General features: G+C 68.7%; 14 protein-coding genes. 6 read left to right on the top strand and 8 right to left on the bottom strand.

The genetic code is table 11. From position 1 onward, the window contains the following. Window positions 1-232 precede the first annotated feature (232 nt). Together AOZ06_RS09050 and AOZ06_RS09055 are read left to right on the top strand one after the other, a co-directional pair. Window positions 233-808 (top strand): hypothetical protein, encoded by a 576-nt coding sequence (locus AOZ06_RS09050; protein WP_054289026.1) that lies wholly within the window; start codon window positions 233-235, stop codon window positions 806-808. Further along, complete coding sequence (locus AOZ06_RS09055; protein WP_054289027.1) at window positions 775-1548, top strand: class I SAM-dependent methyltransferase; 774 nt, start codon at window positions 775-777, stop codon at window positions 1546-1548. The genes AOZ06_RS09050 and AOZ06_RS09055 overlap by 34 nt, the downstream gene beginning before the upstream one ends. A 21-nt stretch (window positions 1549-1569) precedes the next feature. Here the strand turns inward: AOZ06_RS09055 and AOZ06_RS61495 are convergent, their stop codons facing one another. The 7 genes from AOZ06_RS61495 to AOZ06_RS09090 form a co-directional block, all read right to left on the bottom strand. Next, entirely contained in the window at window positions 1570-4911 is a 3342-nt protein-coding gene (locus AOZ06_RS61495; protein ID WP_054289028.1) for an AfsR/SARP family transcriptional regulator, read from the bottom strand. A gap of 271 nt (window positions 4912-5182) precedes the next feature. Next, on the bottom strand, window positions 5183-5566 hold the full coding sequence (locus AOZ06_RS09065) for a DUF3037 domain-containing protein (protein WP_054289029.1): 384 nt from the start codon (window positions 5564-5566) through the stop codon (window positions 5183-5185). After that, window positions 5550-6311 carry a HipA family kinase gene (locus AOZ06_RS09070; protein WP_054296514.1) on the bottom strand — a complete coding sequence of 254 codons (762 nt, stop codon included), beginning with the start codon at window positions 6309-6311 and terminating at the stop codon, window positions 5550-5552. Before AOZ06_RS09070 ends, AOZ06_RS09065 begins: the two co-directional genes overlap by 17 nt. 155 nt (window positions 6312-6466) lie before the next feature. Further along, the gene (locus AOZ06_RS09075; RefSeq protein ID WP_335338373.1) at window positions 6467-7483 is read right to left on the bottom strand and encodes a methyltransferase; all 1017 of its coding nucleotides are present in this window, start codon (window positions 7481-7483) and stop codon (window positions 6467-6469) included. 44 nt (window positions 7484-7527) lie between these two features. After that, window positions 7528-9060: a carboxylesterase/lipase family protein gene (locus AOZ06_RS09080; protein WP_054289031.1), complete on the bottom strand. Its 1533-nt coding sequence runs from the start codon at window positions 9058-9060 to the stop codon at window positions 7528-7530. Between the two features lie 98 nt (window positions 9061-9158). Then, a complete protein-coding gene (locus AOZ06_RS09085) occupies window positions 9159-9749 on the bottom strand; it encodes a dihydrofolate reductase family protein (protein ID WP_054289032.1) in 591 nt (196 codons plus the stop codon). Next, window positions 9746-10576, bottom strand: a complete 831-nt coding sequence (locus AOZ06_RS09090; protein ID WP_054289033.1) for a metalloregulator ArsR/SmtB family transcription factor — start codon at window positions 10574-10576, stop codon at window positions 9746-9748. Before AOZ06_RS09090 ends, AOZ06_RS09085 begins: the two co-directional genes overlap by 4 nt. Window positions 10577-10722: 146 nt before the next feature. On the opposite strand from AOZ06_RS09090, the gene dinB reads away from it, so the two are divergent. Both dinB and AOZ06_RS09100 read left to right on the top strand, forming a co-directional pair. Then, a complete protein-coding gene (dinB, locus tag AOZ06_RS09095; protein WP_054289034.1) occupies window positions 10723-11913 on the top strand; it encodes a DNA polymerase IV in 1191 nt (396 codons plus the stop codon). Window positions 11914-12360: 447 nt separating this feature from the next. Then, complete coding sequence (locus tag AOZ06_RS09100) at window positions 12361-13956, top strand: alpha/beta hydrolase (RefSeq protein WP_054289035.1); 1596 nt, start codon at window positions 12361-12363, stop codon at window positions 13954-13956. A gap of 69 nt (window positions 13957-14025) precedes the next feature. Here AOZ06_RS09100 and AOZ06_RS09105 read toward each other — a convergent pair whose 3' ends face one another. Continuing rightward, a complete protein-coding gene (locus AOZ06_RS09105; RefSeq protein WP_054296515.1) occupies window positions 14026-14484 on the bottom strand; it encodes a nuclear transport factor 2 family protein in 459 nt (152 codons plus the stop codon). An 86-nt stretch (window positions 14485-14570) separates the two neighbouring features. On the opposite strand from AOZ06_RS09105, the gene AOZ06_RS09110 reads away from it, so the two are divergent. Both AOZ06_RS09110 and ligD read left to right on the top strand, forming a co-directional pair. Then, window positions 14571-15092: a TetR/AcrR family transcriptional regulator gene (locus tag AOZ06_RS09110; protein WP_054289036.1), complete on the top strand. Its 522-nt coding sequence runs from the start codon at window positions 14571-14573 to the stop codon at window positions 15090-15092. A gap of 9 nt (window positions 15093-15101) precedes the next feature. Further along, complete coding sequence (ligD, locus tag AOZ06_RS09115) at window positions 15102-16031, top strand: non-homologous end-joining DNA ligase (protein ID WP_054289037.1); 930 nt, start codon at window positions 15102-15104, stop codon at window positions 16029-16031. The last annotated feature ends 871 nt before the right edge of the window (window positions 16032-16902 follow it).

Below are 16902 nucleotides of genomic sequence, written 5' to 3' on the forward strand. Positions count from 1 at the left end.
CCCAGGAGACAGCGGTCACCTAGGAGAATTCGCTCATGTCGGTCGGGTGGCCGGCTGATCTACCGTCCCAGGATGCGGTTTCCCTGGAGTGCCGGTGGTCCGCCGCCATGCGCGATCTCGCGGGCGCGCGCGACCTGTTCGCCACGTTTGCCGTGGTGCGCAAGCACCTGCGCTCGGGCGGGCTGCTCGTCTTCGGCGCGCGAACCGTGATGCACAGGGAGGTGACGGCCTGGTGTTTCCCCTGCGAATCCTCCAGCGGGACGTCAAGTCCGAAGTGGAGCAGATCGCCGGGATCCTCGAACCGTGCGCGGTCACCGGGACGCTCGCGTACCTGCCCGCGCTCACCGCGAGAGGTTTCCAGGCCGCCCCGGCGGGCCCGGCCGACGCGATGGTCCTGATGTCCGAGATCGGTGGCCTGATCGGCAACGACAGCATCCGCGCCGCGCTGACCGCCGCGCATGCCCGGCTCCGGCCCGGCGGGATCCTGGTGTTCGACGTCCTCGACGGCGAATCGGTGCTGACCGCGTCGCTGCCGTTGCGCGGCCTCGTGGAGGAAGCCTCGCTGCTGTGCGGTCACAGCAGTGACGTGCGGACCGGTGAGCAGGTCTACGAACTGAACCTGCGCACGTGGCGGTTGATGGGCGAGCAGGTCGTGTCCCAGACGGCGGAAACCCGGCTGATCCGGTACTTCCTGCCCCGTGAGCTGCGGTTGCTGTTGTCGGTGTGCGGCTTCACGCAGCTCGGCGCCGAGCCGTTCACCGACCCGGCGCTGGCGTGGTTCCGGCTGGTCTCGGCGAGCCGGACGTGAACTTCGGCGAACTGCACGCCCGGTGGTACGACCGCTGGCACGCCACCAAGGACTACCAGTCCGAAGTGGACCAGTTGGGGGCGCTGTTCGGCGGCGGGGTGCGGTCGGTGCTCGACATCGGCTGCGGCACCGGGCGGCACCTCGAGCTGCTGGCGAAAGCCGGGTACCGGGTGACGGGCGTGGAGCGGTCACCGGACATGGCCGCGGTCGCCGAGGCCAGGCTGGCCCCGTTCCCCTCGGCCCAAGTGGTCGCGGCGGACGCCGCGGAGGCGGGACTGGCCGGCGCGTTCGATGCCGTGATCATGATGTTCTCGGTGTTCGGCTGCCACACCACGGATTCCGCGTTGTTCGAGACGCTCGCCGTCGCCCACCGGCACCTGCGGCCCGGCGGGATGCTGGTGTTCGACGCACTCGACGGCGCTGCCGTGTTGCGCGGCGGGGTCCGCGGCGGCTGCACGGTCCTCGCCGACGGCGGTGAGCAGCTGATCCGGCTGTCCAGCGGGTGGATCGACCGGTACGCCCAGGTGTACTCGACGGACATCCGGCTGTGGATGATCTCGGGCTCCGCGGTCGTCGTCGCCGGGGAGCAGGAGGCGCACCCGATCCGGTACTTCGCGCCCCGCGAGGTCGACCTGCTGCTGGACATCGCCGGGTTCGTCCCGCTCGGCTCGGCACCGCAGGCGGGCGCGACCTGCGGGTGGACCAGCGTTTTCTGGGCCAGGAAAGGAGAAATCCCGTGAACGACGCCGGGGAGCCGCTGGTCAGGCGAGGTGGCTGAAGTCCGCCTGCCACTTCGCGTACCACGTCTCGAACCACGGGAACCCTTTGCTGAGCGGCACGATCGTGCGCACAGTCTCCCGGTAGTACGACTGCTGCTTGGCCGGCCTCGGGTGGGTGTCCAGCCGCTGGACGTTGCTCATCCGGTCGGCGAGCTTCACCGTCAGCGCGTCCTTCGGCGCCGAGTGGAGGCTCGCGAGGTACGCCTCCCTGTCGTCGCCCTTGGTCACCCAGCCGACCAGTTCGGCGACGCGCGCACCGAACTTCTCCCGGACGGTGTCCATGTCGCAGTCGGTGTCCTCGACCACGTCGTGCAGCACACCGGTGCGCAGCACGTCGATGTCCGTCACGCCGGCGCCCTCGGCCAGGATGGTCACGACTTCGAGCAGGTGCTCGACATAGGGCTCACCGGCCGGGCGTGTCTGGTCGCCGTGCCAGCGGACCGCGAACTCGACGGCCTCGTCCATGGCGGCGAGGTCGTCGACGCGTCCGGCCAGTCGCTCACGCAGCGCGGGCCAGCCGCTGCGGGCCTCGAATGTCTCAAGTGTCACTTCGTTGTCCAATGGGGATAGTGCCGTTTCGAACTCCTCGGTGCGCGGGTCGGCGATCTTGCGCATCGTCACCAGCGCCGTGTCCAGCATGTCACGGGCCAGCAGCGGATGTCCGGCGTCCAGCAGCACCAGTCCGAAGTCGCCGAGCGCGGCAGCGGCCCACCGCTGGCTGCCGAACTCGCGGAAGATCACGATCGCGGTCCGGAAAGCCCTTGCCGCGGCTGGGAAATCGGCGAGCCGCCGGAGCGCCCAGCCGAGGTGGTACTCGTTCATCCCGCGCGCCGGGTCGTCACCCAGCACGAGCAGCATCTTCGACGCCTGCTGGTGGCACTCCTTGGCTTTGGTGTAGTCCCCGGTCACGGTGTACGTGACGCCGAGGTTGTCCAGGTTCAACGCGACGCCCCTGGCGTACCCGAGCTGTTCGCACAGCAGCAACGCCTGTGTGGCGTACTCCTTCGCCTGCTCGTACTCGCCCAGTTCGCCGTACATCAGGCCGACGTTGCCGCACGCCATCGCCTGTCCGCTGACGTCGCCGAGTTCCCTGAACTTCGCCAGGCCCCGGGTGAAGTACGCGACCGCGGCCCGCCGGTCACCCTTGTTCATCACCTGCGCGCCCAGCGAGTTCAGCATGTACGCGCTGCCGAACGTGTCCTGCGCCGATTCGGCCGCCTCGTAGGCGTCGCTCAGCAGCGCGGTCGCGTCGTACCAGGGGATCCGCCGGTCGAGGAACGTGAGCATGGCCTGCACGATCCGCCAGGTGTGCCCGGCGAGGCCGTTGGCCGCGGCCCAGCCCGCCGCCGACTTGAGGCAGTCGAACTCCTGCTCGAACCAGAGCGTGGCCTCGGTCGAACTGGCGAACCTGGGCGGTTCGGTACGCGGCTCGTACGGCTTGACCCACAGCCGCTGCCGCTGCATGTGCAGCGCGGAGTCGGCGCTGACCGCGGCATGCAGGTACCAGTCAAGCAACCGGAGCACCGCGGCGCGCCGGTCGTCGTCCGTCTCGTACCGCTCCGCTGTCTCGGTGGCGTACAGCCGCATCAGGTCGTGCAACTCGTAGCGATTGCCCTGGCGCTGCTCGACCAGGTGCACCGCCAGCAGCCGGTCCAGCGACGCCTTCGCCCGCAGCACGGGCAGATCCGCGAGGGCCGCCGCCGCTTCGAGGCTGATGTCGTTGGCCGGGTGCAGTCCCATCAGCCGGAACATCGCCGCCGCGTCCTGGTCGAGCGCCCGGTAGGACCACGACAACGCGGCCCGCAGGTCCGTGTGCGGGTCGTCCTCGCCCGTGCCGAGGTTGTCCAGGCGGGCCTGCTCGTCCTCCAGCGCGTGCACCACTTCGGCCAGCGAACCGCTGCGGTCGGCCCGCTCGGCGACGATCGAGATCGCCAGCGGCAGGTGGTCGCACAGTTCGACCAGGCGCGCCGACGCGGCCGGTTCGGCACCGACCCGGTCGGCGCCGACGGACGAGCTGAGCAGTTCCACAGCCTGGTCAGCGGGCAACCGGTTGAGCGTGACGCGGTGCGCGCCGTCGCGGATCGACAGCCCGCGCAACTGGTTGCGGCTGGTGACCACGACCAGGCTGCCCGTGCCGGGCAGCAGCGGCCGGACCTGGTCGGCGTCACGGGCGTTGTCGAGCAGCATCAGCACCTGCAGCCCGGCGAGGCTGCTGCGCAGCAACGCCGACCGTTCCTCCACGTTCGGCGGGATCAGGTCACTGCTCACCCCGAGGCCGCGCAGCAGCGTCTCAGCGGCCGCACCCGGCGTGACCGGCTCGCCGTGGCCGTAACCACGCAGGTTGAGGTGCAGCTGGGCGTCCGGGAACAGGTGCGCGATCTGGTGCGCGAAGTGCACGGCCAACGTCGTCTTGCCGGTCCCGGGCGAGCCGTCGATCGAGATGATCGTCGGCGCGGAGCCCGCGCTGCCCGCCATCGAACGCAGATGCGCCAGCTCACGGCCACGGCCGGTGAAGTTGACGATGTCGTGCGGCAGCTGCCGCAACGTCCGCTGCTGGGTGGCCACGACCGGCACCTCGACGCGTTCCGGCAGATCGAGGCCGGCGTCGCCGCGCAGGATCTGCTCGTGCAGCACCCGCAGCTCGCTGCCGGGACTCAGACCCAGCTCGCTCGCCAGGAAACGCCTGCTCTCGTCGTACACGGCCAGCGCGTCGGCCTGACGGCCGGACCGGTAGAGCGCGAGCATGAGGTGCGCGGTGAACCGTTCCCGGTTCGGCTCGGCGGCGACGATCTCCCGCAGTTCGGCGATCAGCTCACGGTGCCGCCCCAGCGAGAGGTCGTCGTTGACGCGCTGGTCCAGCGCGTCCAGCCGGAGCTCCTCCAGGCCCGCGCCGAGCCGGTCGCGGATCATCCCGTTGGCGATGTCCACCAGCACCGGGCCACGCCACAGGCCCAGCGCCTCCCGCATCAGCTGCGCCCTCGGCTCGGGGTCGGGGGCGGCGCGGGCCTGGTTGACCAACGCCCGGAACCGGTGCGCGTCGATCCGGTCCGGGTCCGTGCGCACCAGGTAGCCGGGCCCGTGTTTGAGGATCTGGACGGCGTCGGAGTGCACGGTCGCCCGGAGCCTGCTGACGTGGCTGCGCAACGTCGTCCCCGCCGAGGACGGCGGCGCGCCGTCCCACAGCAGGTCGGCGAGCCGCTCGGCGGACACACTGCGCCCCTGCTCCAGCAGCAGAACCGCGAGCAGGCAGCGTTCCCGGCGGCGGGGGATGGACACCGGCTGGTCAGCATCGATCTCGAACGGTCCGAGCAGCCGGAATTCCACCAACCCAAACTAGTGGATCCGTGTCAGCCATCTGTCAACGATCGCGCAACACGGAACTGGAATCGTTGACGTGCTGGCATCGGCATGAGGACCCCCTGGGGGTGGGCCCTCGCGCCGGCGGCAGCGGGCAACGAGGCCATCAGGGGAACCGGGGAGCGGCGCCGAGCGCCGACAGGGAACCCCTGAACATGGGAGGGCATCTCTGGCCAGATGAACTCCACCGCGCGCGCTCGTCGACTACCCGGTTCGATGAGCGCGCCGAAAACTTGCGTCACGCGGGTGGGAGGACCAGCGTCCGCCAGAGGCGGTCGAGGTCCTCGTCGGGCTGCTCGGTGCGGCCGGTGTGGGTGGGGGAGGTCTGCAGCAGGGTGCTGCGTGGCGCGGTGAGCCAGCGGAACCGTTGGCCGAGCGTGGTCTCCCGCACTTGAGCCGCGGTGGAACCGTCGCACGCGCCGCACCACAGGCGCAGGCTGTCGCCGAGCAACTCGAGGTCGATCCCCGGGTCGAGGGCACGCAGCCGTGCCTCGTCGACGTGGGTCTTGCAGCGCAGGTAGTCCAGCGGCGAGCAGTACAGCAGCACACCGACGTTCAGGAACTCGCCGCGCTCCTGCCGGGGCACGGCCCGCAGCAACGCGTACTCAAACACGTGCGACACGGGCGGCCTCCAGTTCCTGCACCCACTGGTCCGAGTTCGCCAGCCGTGACTCGAAGAATGACAGGTACGCGGCACGCGCCCCGGCCGGGTCGAAGACACCGTCGGACGTGAGCCAGTCGTCGGGGACGAGCGCGAGGACCTCCTCGATCATCCCGGTCGGTACGGGTTCAGCGGAGATGGGCCCGGCGGCGGGCAGCATGACGTGGTCGTCGGCGTCGAACCGGTAGGCATGCGCGGGCTGCCAGCCGGGCCGGAAGTTGTGGTGGAAGTACAACGCGGCGCCGTGGTCGATGAGCCACACGTTCTTGTGCCACAACAGCAGGTTCGGGTTCCGCCAGCTGCGGTCGACGTTGAGGGTCAACGCGTCGAGCCACACCAGCCTGGCCGCCAGTTCCGGCCCGGGATCACGCACGACGGGGTTGAAGTCGAACGAGCCGGGCAGGTAGTCGAAGCCGAGGTTGAGGCCGCCGCTCGTGGCCAGCAACTCCTGGACCTCCTGGTCGGGCTCGGAGCGGGCCAGCGCGGGATCGAGCCGGACGAACACGGCCTCCGGCACCCGGAAGCCGAGCCGCCGCGCCAGCTCACCGACGATGAGCTCGGCGGTGAGCGCTTTCAGCCCGTGCCCGGCGCCCCGGAACTTGAGCACGTACATCCCGAGGTCGTCAGCCTCGATCAAGCCCGGCAGCGAACCGCCCTCCCGCAACGGGGTGACGTACCGGGTCGCCTCGACAGTACGAAGGTCCACACCGGAATCATGCTGGACAGCCCGTGAAAGGCGCCGCCCGCCCGCGGTGTCCGCCGTCACAGCGGCGCCGGTTGCGCCCTGGGCGGCCACGGCCCCCCGAAATCCAGCGTAGCGGTGGGGGCGGACGGTTTCGCCACCGTGAAGATCGACGTGCGTCAGTTGTCCACAGGCGCGGGGGTGAATTCGAGGGCTGTCCGGCCGTCGGAGACCTTGGTCGTGGCGGTGAGGTGCAGGCCGCAGGCGGTCGCGAGGGCGACCAGTTGGTCCGTGCTGCGTTCGTGGCCGTTGAAGCACATCAGCATGAACAGGTCGATGCCCGTGTCCGAGCCTTCGCCGAGGACTGGCTCGATGACCACCACTGTCGCGCCGCCGGGTTCGGCCGCGCGGCGGCATTCGGTCAGGATCCTGCGGGCGCGCTCGTCGTCCCAGTCGTGCAGGATGTCGGACAGGACGTAGGCGTCAGCGCCTGGGGCGACGGCGTCGAAGAAGCTGCCCGCGACGCCGCTCCCGCGGTCGCCGAGACCGGCTGCCTGCAACCGTTCGGTCGCCGCGGCTGCTGACGGGGCGAGGTCGAGCACCCGGCCGCGGACGGTGGGGTGGGCGCGCAGCACCGCTTCGAGCACGGTCCCGTTCCCGCCGCCGACGTCGAGGATGTCCGGGAACCGGCTCCAGTCGAAGCGCTCGGCGATCTGACTGGCCTGGTCGCGGAACCGCCACCGCATCTGCTCGTCGAACGAGCGGCGCAGCTTCGGCTCGGCGTCGATGTCGGTCCAGAAGTCGCGCCCGTAGCGGTGCACGTACGCGGACGCGCCCGTGGTGACTGTTTCGAGCAGGTCGACGAAGGCGAGTTCGGCGCGGCCACCCGCACAGCCGATGTCGAGCAGGATCTTGAACCCCTGCGGGGCGTCCTCGCCCATCTGGGCGCCGAGTTCCGTGGGGCGGTAACGCCCGGACTCCGGGTCGAACGCGAACACGCCGATCGTGACCAGGTGATCGAGCACGCGGCGCAGCGCCGGTGCGTGAGCTCCGGTCTTGGACGCGAGTCGCCCTGCCGTCGCTCCGGCGTTTCCGGCGTGCTCGACCAGGCCGAGCGTGGCCGCCACCCGGATGGACATGGGGGTGGCCAGGTCGGCCATGGCGAGAATGGACTGTGCCGCTGCGGGTGGATTCACTGGGCCCAGGCTATCCACGCCGACCTGATCTCCTCATCCGGTTTTCAGCGCAGCGCCGACCAGAACCCGCAGTTGTGCTCAGCGGACGCGTCGACCTGCCTGATGTCGCTGGGCGCCAACGACTGCACTGTGACGACCCGGTTGTCCCGGTAAACGGGCCACTGGGGCAGGCCGCGGCCGTTGGGGTTTCCGGTTGCCGCGAACCGCGTCCAGTACCCGACCATCTGCGCGGCCAGCTTCTGCTGCTCAGGGTTCAGGTCGAAGGTCGGGACGTCGAACAGGTACGCCACTTCCGACGCGTGGAAGGCGCCCGGTGGGAAGCCCGGCGGGAACAGGCTGCCGAAGTAACCCAACGGAGCCGTGCGGTCGGCGAACTCGTACGTGTACGTCGTGGTCCGGCGTGCAAGCAGACGGTCGTCCGCGAGCTGGTTGCACGCCCACGTGTCATCGGTCAGGACCGCGCCGTACGCCAACCGCGGTGACCCGAACTTGCTCGCCGGGTACTCGGCCTCGACCTTGGCGGCCTTCTCGCCGTACGCGGCCTTCAGCAGAGCCGGGTAGTCGAACGGTTCCGCGATGGTCGCGGCGGCGAGTCTGCCTTCGTCACGCGTGTTGCCCCAGATCACCGGGACGCGGTTGAACCGTCCGGAGCTCAGCGCCTCGGCGGGGTGCACGGGCAGGACACGGTTGCCGGTCACGACCGGCGTCAGGCCACGGTCGATCGCGGTGAAGGCGGACGCGGGCAGCCCGCGCAGGCACGTGACGTCCGCGCAACCGAGCTGCTTGGTGAGCGTGACCGCGTCGGCCGCCGCCTTGGTCTTCGAGATCCACGGCGAGCTGGCGGGCAGGCCGTGGATCACGCCGTTGTTCGGCCACGTGATGGAGCAGCCGCCGCTTTGCGCGATCGCCTTGTCGAACAGGCCACGCGACAGCGGTGAGGTGACGTGCGCGCACACGTCGAACGCGCCGCCGGACTCGCCGAAGACGGTGACGTTGCGCGGGTCGCCGCCGAACGAGGCGGCGTTGCGCTTGACCCAGCGCAGAGCCGCCTGCTGGTCCTCGATGCCGTACGCGCCCGAGTCGGGGATGTCCGGGTGGCCGAGGAAGCCGAAGAAACCGAGCCGGTAGTTGATGGTCACGACGACCACGTCGCCCTGCACGGCCAGCCGCCGGGCGCCGAACCCGTCGCTGGACAGATAGCTGTTGCCGCCGCCGTGCAGCCACACCATGACGGGTTTGCGCCCGTGCCGGGACGGTGTGGTGACGTTCAGGTACAGGCAGTCCTCGTTGTCGGAGGGCTGGCCGGCTCCGCCTGACTGCGCGCACGCGGGACCGGGCTTGGTCGCGTCACGGGGCGCGGTCCACGGCGTGACGGGTTGTGGTGAGCGCCAACGCCGGTCGCCGACGGGCGGCGCGGCGTACGGGATTCCTTGGTACAGCTGATGGTCGGCCGTGACTGTGCCGCGGACCGGGCCTGTGTCCGTCCACACCAGCCCGCCCTGGCCCGCGTCGGCCACCCCAGCCAGGCCGGCCAGCAAGCCCGCGGCCGTCAGTAGTGTCGCCAGTCGTCGAAACATGGTGATCCCTTCGTGGAGCCGAGCCGAGTTGGTCGCTCACCCCTGCGTCGAACGCGAGGAGCCCGGATCGACACGGCCGGCGGAAATTTTTTCGACGACTAACGCACGCGGTCGTAGACCACGGCGATCTCGCCGAGCGCGCCGGTCTCCTGGTGGGTCAGTGCCCACTTCGACGCGGGCAGGCCGTCGTCGAACAGCCGCTGCCCGCCTCCGGCGATCTCGGGGAAGACCATCAGGTACAGCCGGTCGAGCAGGTCCGCGGCGAGCAGCGGTTTGATCACACTCGCGCTGTTGTTGACGAGGATGTCGCCCGCGCCGGTGGCTTTGAGGTCAGTGACGACGTCCGCGACCGGGGCGTCGACCACGCGGGTGCGTTCCCACGGAGCCTCGGTCAACGTGGTCGACAGCACCACTTTGTCCGTGTCGACGAGCCACTTGGCGTATCCGCGGTCTCGCGGGTCGGCGTTCTCGTCGTCGGCGACCGGCGGCCAGTACCCCATGAATCCCTCGGCGTTGACCCGGCCGAGCAGGGCTGTCGTCGCGTTCGCCCACATGCGGCTCATGTGGTCACGTGAGACGTCGCTGGTCACGTAGGGCGCGAACGCGGCGAAGTCGCTGGGCCCGCCGGGGCCGTTGTAGCGTCCGTCGAGGGTGAGGGCCATGTTCGCGGTCACCAGGCGTGCGGTCATGATCGGTCTTCCTTCGTCTCGGAGGTGTGCTGGGTGGCGCCGACGGTGTCGGTGAGGTTGTCGAGCACTTGTCCCCAGCCGGTCTCGATGCCGGCGATGTACGGGACGGCTTCGACCGTGGTGTCGGTGATGTGCAGGCCCAGCCGCAGCCGGGTGCCGTCCGGTGTCTCGTCGAGGGCCAGGTCGTAGTGGCTGGTGAACGAAACCGCCCCGGGGCCGCCCAGCACCGACAGTTCGAACACGAGGTGTTCCGGTTTCTTCGCGGTGTGCACGGCCCCGCCTGAGCGATACCGCCGTCCCTCGGCATCGCGGTACTCGAGGACGGCGCGACCACCGGGCTTCGGCTCGAGCGCGCATTCGGTGATCGCCATCGACGGCGGAGCCCACCAGGACGCGAGCAGGCCCGGGTCGACCCAGTGCTGCCACACGACCGCGCGAGGCACCGGCAGTACGCGCTCGAAGCTGAAAGCGCGCCCGTCGGCCCAGCGGTCCCGGTCCGCGAGGGCGGTCTCCGCCTCGATGGTCGCGCGGTAGCGGGCGATGATCTCCCGTTCGCCCCTGTGCGCATCGGTGGTCTCGGCCAGTTCGCCCAACCGGGCGGCGAGCGCGGTCAGCGGCGCGGCGTCCAGCGCGTAGACACGTCGCTGCCCGAGCGGGAAAACCGTGACGAGTCCGGCGCGGGCGAGCGTCTGCAGGTGCTTGGTGGTCTGCGGTTGCCGCAAGCCGGTCAGTTCGGCCAGTTCACCGACCGACCGTGGTTGCTCGGCGAGGAACTCGACGATGCGCCATCGCGCACTGTCGCCGAGCGCTGCTGTGATCTCCTCCATGCCCTAATAATTCACTTCAAGGAATATTCTTGTCAAGGAATATCTTGTCTCGGGTTGGGCCGGCTCGGTCCGGGGGCGCGGTCGGGCTGGGTGATTCACGTGATGTCATCCGGATGGTCTCGCGCCGAGTTTGAATATGCGAACATATGTTCGTGACGGGCGCCACGATACTTCACGCCGACCTGGACGCGTTCTACGCCTCGGTCGAGCAGCGGGACGACCCGCGGCTGCGTGGCCGCCCGGTGATCGTCGGCGGCGGTGTGGTGCTCGCGGCCAGCTACGAGGCCAGAAGACGGGGAGTCGTCACGGCCATGGGTGGCGGCCGGGCCCTGCAGCTGTGCCCCGAGGCGATCGTCGTGCCGCCGCGGATGTCGGCGTACTCGCAGGCCAGCAAAGCCGTGTTCGAGGTCTTCCGCAACACGACGCCGCTGGTGGAGGGCTTGTCGATCGACGAGGCCTTCCTCGACGTCGGCGGTCTCGCCAGGATCGCGGGCGCCCCGGTCGACATCGCCAGGAAACTGCGCGAGGACGTCCGCGACCAGGTCGGGCTGCCGATCACGGTCGGGGTGGCGCGGCCGAAGTTCCTGGCCAAAGTGGCCAGTGGCGTGGCCAAACCGGACGGTCTGCTGGTCGTGCCGCCCGACCGGGAACTGGCGTTCCTGCACCCGCTCGCGGTCGAGCGGCTGTGGGGCGTCGGCAAGGTGACCGCGGCGAAGCTGCGCGACCATGGAATCACCAAGGTAGGTGACGTCGCTGACCTCCCGCAGTCCATGTTGGTCTCGATGCTCGGCCGCGCGCTGGGCCGTCACCTGCACGCGCTCGCCCACAACTACGACCCCCGCTCGGTGCATGTGGGCCGCCGTCGCCGCTCGATGGGCGCACAGCGTGCATCGCGTGCGCTGACAACTCCGGAGGACATCGACGCCACGGTTGTCGCATTGGTGGACCGAGTCACTGGGCGGTTACGCGCCGCTGGACGTGTCGGCCGTACGGTCGTGCTGCGTATGAGGTTCGCGGACTTCACCAGGGCGACGCGGTCGCACACGTTGCCGCAGCCGACGTCGTCGACCGACGAGATCCTGACAGCGTTGCGGGTGCTGGTGGCCAAGGCGATGCCGGTGATCGACGACGCCGGCCTGACGTTGATCGGGATCTCGGTCGGCAACCTCGACAACGACGACTCCGTGCAGCTGGCGCTGCCGTTCGACGAAGGTGTCCACAACGCACTCGACGCGGTGCTGGACACCGTGCACGACAAGTTCGGCTCGTCATCGGTCACGCGCGCGGTGTTGCTGGGCCGCGATCCCGGCATATCCGTGCCACTCCTGCCGGAATGAACCGACGGGTTGCGCAGTCCGGATCAGTACTCCGTGCAGGGGGGTGATGGCGAGTGCTGAGGATTTCACGCGGTTCACCGACCCGTACTGGCGTGGCGCCTATTGCGGCGTGGTTCTCCGGTCCGGCCGGCATCGGGCGATTTCCGGATGCCCTGTGGTGTGTCGCGCCGGAGAACGTGAAATTTGTCCGGATAACGGCGAATGACCAGCCTGTCGTGGCGTGGTGGCAGCGCGACGGCGCCTACCAGGCGCATTGCGTTCAGATGCTGACCGTGACCAGTAGGGGATAATCCATGCGGTTTCGTTCATGAATCCGTCGCCTTTTCCGATTTTCGGGCTTCCGGTGCCGAAATAGGACACAAACCTTCGGGTGGTTCACATTCGATCCCCGGCCGTGCAGAATCCGTTGTCTTGATGACGACCAGGGGGACGAGAGGGACTACGAACGTGAAGAGAATCGTGGTGACGGTTGTCGCCGCCGGTCTCGCGCTGTCCGGTGCGACGACGGTGGCGACCGCCGCGCCGAACGGCACGACTCCGCCTGGCTTCGAGCCGGCGCCGATCCCGTTCGGCAAGTGCGAGAGCGCCAGCCTGCAGCGCGCCGGCGCCGAGTGCGGTCTGCTCGAAGTGCCGCTGGACTACGCGAAACCGGGCGGCACCAAGATAAAGATCGCCGTTTCGCGCATCAAGCACAAGGTCGCCGACGACAAGTTCCAGGGCATCATGCTGACCAACCCGGGCGGACCGGGCGGGTCGGGCCTCGGGCTGTCGCGGCTGGGCCAGCTCGTGCCGGACAAGGCCGGTGACGCCTACGACTGGATCGGCTTCGACCCGCGCGGCGTCGGCAAGAGCGAGCCGCAGGTTTCCTGCGACGGCAACTACTTCAGCTACAACCGGCCGTACTACGTGCCGGTCAGCAGCGAGCTGGAGCAGGCGTGGCTCGCCAAGGCCAAGGGGTACGCCGACGCGTGCAAGGCCAAGAACGGCGAGGTGCTCGAACACCTCAAGACGACCGACAACGCCAACGACATGGAGAGCATCCGCAAGGCGCTCGGTCAGCAGCAGATCAACTACTACGGCTTCTCCTACGGCACATACCTCGGCCAGGTGTACAGCTCGCTGTACCCCGAGCGTGTGCGCCGGATGGTCTTCGACGGCACAGTCGACCCGCGTGACATCTGGTACGACGCCAACCTCAACCAGGACGTCGCGTTCGACCGCAACATCAAGGTCTACTTCGACTGGATCGCCCGCAACGACGCCACCTACAAGCTGGGCACCACGGCCAAGCAGGTGGAGAAGCTCTACTACACCAAGCTGGAGGAGCTGCGGCGCAAGCCCGCCGACGGCGTGATCGGCCCCGACGAGTGGACCGACGCGTTCCTGCAGGCGGGGTACTACGTCTTCGGCTGGACCGACATCGCGGCCGCGTTCTCCGCGTACGTCCACAAGGGAGACGCCAAGCCGATCAAGGACCTCTACGACGCCTCCAACGGTCAGGGCCCCGGCGCCGACAACGGTTACGCGGTCTACCTCGGCACCCAGTGCACGGACCTGCAGTGGCCCAAGAGCTGGATCAAGTGGCGGATCGACAACTGGATCACGTTCGCCAAGGCGCCCTTCGAGACGTGGGGCAACGCGTGGTTCAACGCGCCGTGCCTGAACTGGGGTGCCAAGGCGGGCAAGCCGGTGCGGGTCGACGGCCGCAAGGTACCCAGCCTGCTGATGATCAACGAGACGCTGGACGCGGCGACGCCGTACGAAGGCGCGCTCGAGGTGCGCAGCCGTTACCCGAACGCGGCGCTGATCGAGGGCGTCGGCGGCACGACGCACTCCGGTTCGCTCAACGGCGTCGAGTGCACGGACAACGCGATCGCGGACTACCTGACGTCCGGCAAGCTCCCGGCTCGCAAGCCGGGCCGCCGCTCGGACGCGCAGTGCGACCCGGTGCCGCAGCCGGAGGCGACCGCGCCGGCAGCGAAGTCGGCTGAGCCGACGGCGAAGTCCGCCGGGATGGCGGTTCGCCAGCTCGTGCGTCGCTGAGACGTCGCTGGGAAGTCGCTGGGCGCGTGACCGGTTCCGGCCGGTCACGCGCCTTTCCCGTGCCCGGGGCTACTGGATCGGGAACAGCACGCCGTGTTCTTCCTTCGGGCGCGGGCCGAAGATCCGGCGGTCGGACTCGCTGATCCTGAGGTCGTTGATGCTGGCCTCGCGCCGCCGCATCAGGCCTTCGTCGCTGAACTCCCACAGCTCGTTGCCGTACGAGCGGTACCACTGGCCGTCGGCGTCGCGTGACTCGTACTGGAACCGCACGGCGATCCGGTTGTTGCGGAAGCCCCACAGCTCCTTGCGCAGCGCGTAGTCCAGTTCGCGCTCCCATTTGGCCGTCAGGAACTCGACGATCTGCGCGCGGCCGGTGACGAACTCGTCCCGGTTTCGCCAGACGGAGTCCTCGGTGTACGCGAGCGAGACCTTCTCGGGGTCGCGGGTGTTCCACGCGTCCTCGGCGGTCTGGACCTTGGTCCGTGCGGTCTCCTCGTCGAACGGCGGGAACGGGGGTCGTGGGGTCACGCCAGGCTCCTTGGTTTTCACTGGATGGATGGAGAACGATCGTTCTCCGCTAGACTAGAGAACGACCGTTCTCAGCGCTAGGGGTGATGGGGTTGCAGGAGACAGCCGTTCTGGACGCGGCCGAGGACCTCTTCTACGAGCGCGGCATCCAGGCGGTCGGGATGGACGAGATCCGCGGTACGTCGGGAGTGTCGCTGAAACGTCTCTACCAGCTGTTTCCGTCGAAGGAAGCGCTGGTGGTCCGCTATCTCCAACGCAGGGACAAGCGGTGGCGCGCCAGCCTGATGACGTACGTCCTGCGGGAAGGCGGCGAGGTCGGGGCGGTGTTCGACTGGCTGCACCAGTGGTTCTCCGAGCCGGGGTACCGCGGCTGCGCGTTCATCAACTCCTTCGGCGAGCTGAGCGCGACCTCACCAGCGGTCACAGCAGTCGTACGGCACCACAAGGACGAGTTGTGGGGGCACCTGCGTGAACTCGTCGACGACGACGCGACAGCCGACCAGTTGCTCCTGTTGGTCGAAGGAGCGATCGTCGTCGCGGCGATCCGGAAGGACCCGGAAGTGGTCCGGCACGCGAAGGCGGCGGCGGAAGCCCTGGTTTCGGGTTAGGTTCACCGTATGGCGTCCGCGATCGAAATCGAGGTCGGCGACCGTACGGTGCGCGTCTCCAACCCGGACCGGGTGTACTTCCCGGCCCGCGGGGAGACCAAGCTCGACCTCGTCAACTACTACATGTCGGTCGGCGACGGCATAGTCCGCGCACTGCGGGAGCGGCCGTGCATGATGCACCGCTTCCCGTCCGGAGTGTCCGGTGACAAGGTGCACCAGAAGCGCGTACCCAACGGAGCCCCGCCGTGGCTGGAAACAGTGCGTGTCGATTTCCCGCGCTACAACCGACACGCGTATGAACTGTGCGTGACGGAGATAGCCAGTGTCATCTGGGCGGTCCAGATGTCTACTGTGGAGTTCCACCCGTGGAACTCCCGGCGCGCGGACACAGAGAAGCCCGACGAGTGGCGAATCGACCTCGACCCGATGCCGGACTGTCCATTCCCGAGGGTGCGGCGAGTGGCGAACGTGGTGAAAGAAGTACTCGACGATCTGGACATCATCGGATACCCCAAGACCTCCGGTGGTGCGGGACTGCACGTGTACGTGCGGATAGAGCCGAGGTGGGGCTTCCAGGAAGTACGTCGCGCGGCACTCGCGTTCGCGAAGGAAGTCGAGCGACGCGCACCGGACGACGTGACAACGACGTGGTGGCGAAAGGACCGCGACCCAGCGATGTTGTTCGTGGACTACAACCAGAACGCCCGCGACCATACGATCGCAAGTGCCTACTCCGTTCGCGGGAACCCAGAAGCCACGGTGTCGACACCGATCAGATGGGACGAGATCGACGACGTGGAACCCGGGGAGTTCACGATCGCAACGGTTCCCGCGCGGTTCGCTGAGCTCGGAGACCTGCACGCCGCGATAGACGACAAGGAACACTCCATCGAGCCCCTGCTGGAGTGGGCAGACCGAGACGGCCTCGCAGAAGAATGACTCCACAGTGGACCAGCCGGAAGGGCAGCGCCTGACGTGGCGAGAAATCACTGATAGTGGAACAAATTGGTGAAGTACCTCCTGCGAGTGCGGGGAGTTGCAGCTGGCCACCCGCTCAGACCAACCAACCCACAGCGGCGAGCGCGCAAGCAGGCAGGCAGACCTACAGCGGCAAGCGCGCAGGCAGGCGGACCGGCCTACAGCGGCGAGCGCGCAAGCGCAGAGGGGTGGTTCGGGGGTGCTCCTGCCCGTCGGCCTGGGCTACGCCAACCCCCGACTGTCAGGAGGTCCGCGTTCCCAGATCAACGCACAGCGCAGGCCCTACGGACCTCTTGACAGTCCGTGGTTCCCTCCGGGCAGGTCGTCGGGCAGGAGCGCCCGCGCCCTGAAACACACCAAGGTCTCGGCTTTGGCGAGGGCGAAGACCCATCACGGCCTCCTGCGCCGAGGTCTGCTCCCGGCGAGGGACATTCTTGTTCCGTGCGATGAACCGCAGCGTTCTCGACATACTTCAGGCGCAGCCACCGCCACAGCTGGAATGTGAGCACGGAACAAGCGGTCCCTCGCCGGGAGGCAGACCTCGAGGCAGGAGCCGAGGGTGTGTGTTCTTCCTGCCGGATGCTCACACTCCTTGGTGTGTGTACTGAGTAGGCGGGGGTGCTCCTGCCCGACGGCCTGCCGGAGGCAACCACACGCGTCAAGAGGCCCGTTGGGCCTGCGCTGATGCCCGCGAGAAACGCAGGCGGACCTCTGGACACGTGTGGTTGGGCTTCGCCCAGGCCGACGGGCAGGAGCACCCCCGAAGCCCACATCTGCGCTGCCGCGCTCGCCGTGGTGGGCTGGCTATCGCCCAGTTGCTCGGCTGGTTCTG

It is taken from the genome of Kibdelosporangium phytohabitans (assembly GCF_001302585.1).
Classification (GTDB): domain Bacteria; phylum Actinomycetota; class Actinomycetes; order Mycobacteriales; family Pseudonocardiaceae; genus Kibdelosporangium; species Kibdelosporangium phytohabitans.

What these genes read in the sequence shown, in the direction of transcription:
- AOZ06_RS09080 (WP_054289031.1), bottom strand. Translation starts at nt 9,060, where the DNA reads ATGTTTCGACGACTGGCGACACTACTGACGGCCGCGGGCTTGCTGGCC.
- AOZ06_RS09085 (WP_054289032.1), bottom strand. Translation starts at nt 9,749, where the DNA reads ATGACCGCACGCCTGGTGACCGCGAACATGGCCCTCACCCTCGACGGA.
- AOZ06_RS09090 (WP_054289033.1), bottom strand. Translation starts at nt 10,576, where the DNA reads ATGGAGGAGATCACAGCAGCGCTCGGCGACAGTGCGCGATGGCGCATC.
- dinB (WP_054289034.1), top strand. Translation starts at nt 10,723, where the DNA reads ATGTTCGTGACGGGCGCCACGATACTTCACGCCGACCTGGACGCGTTC.
- AOZ06_RS09110 (WP_054289036.1), top strand. Translation starts at nt 14,571, where the DNA reads ATGGGGTTGCAGGAGACAGCCGTTCTGGACGCGGCCGAGGACCTCTTC.
- ligD (WP_054289037.1), top strand. Translation starts at nt 15,102, where the DNA reads ATGGCGTCCGCGATCGAAATCGAGGTCGGCGACCGTACGGTGCGCGTC.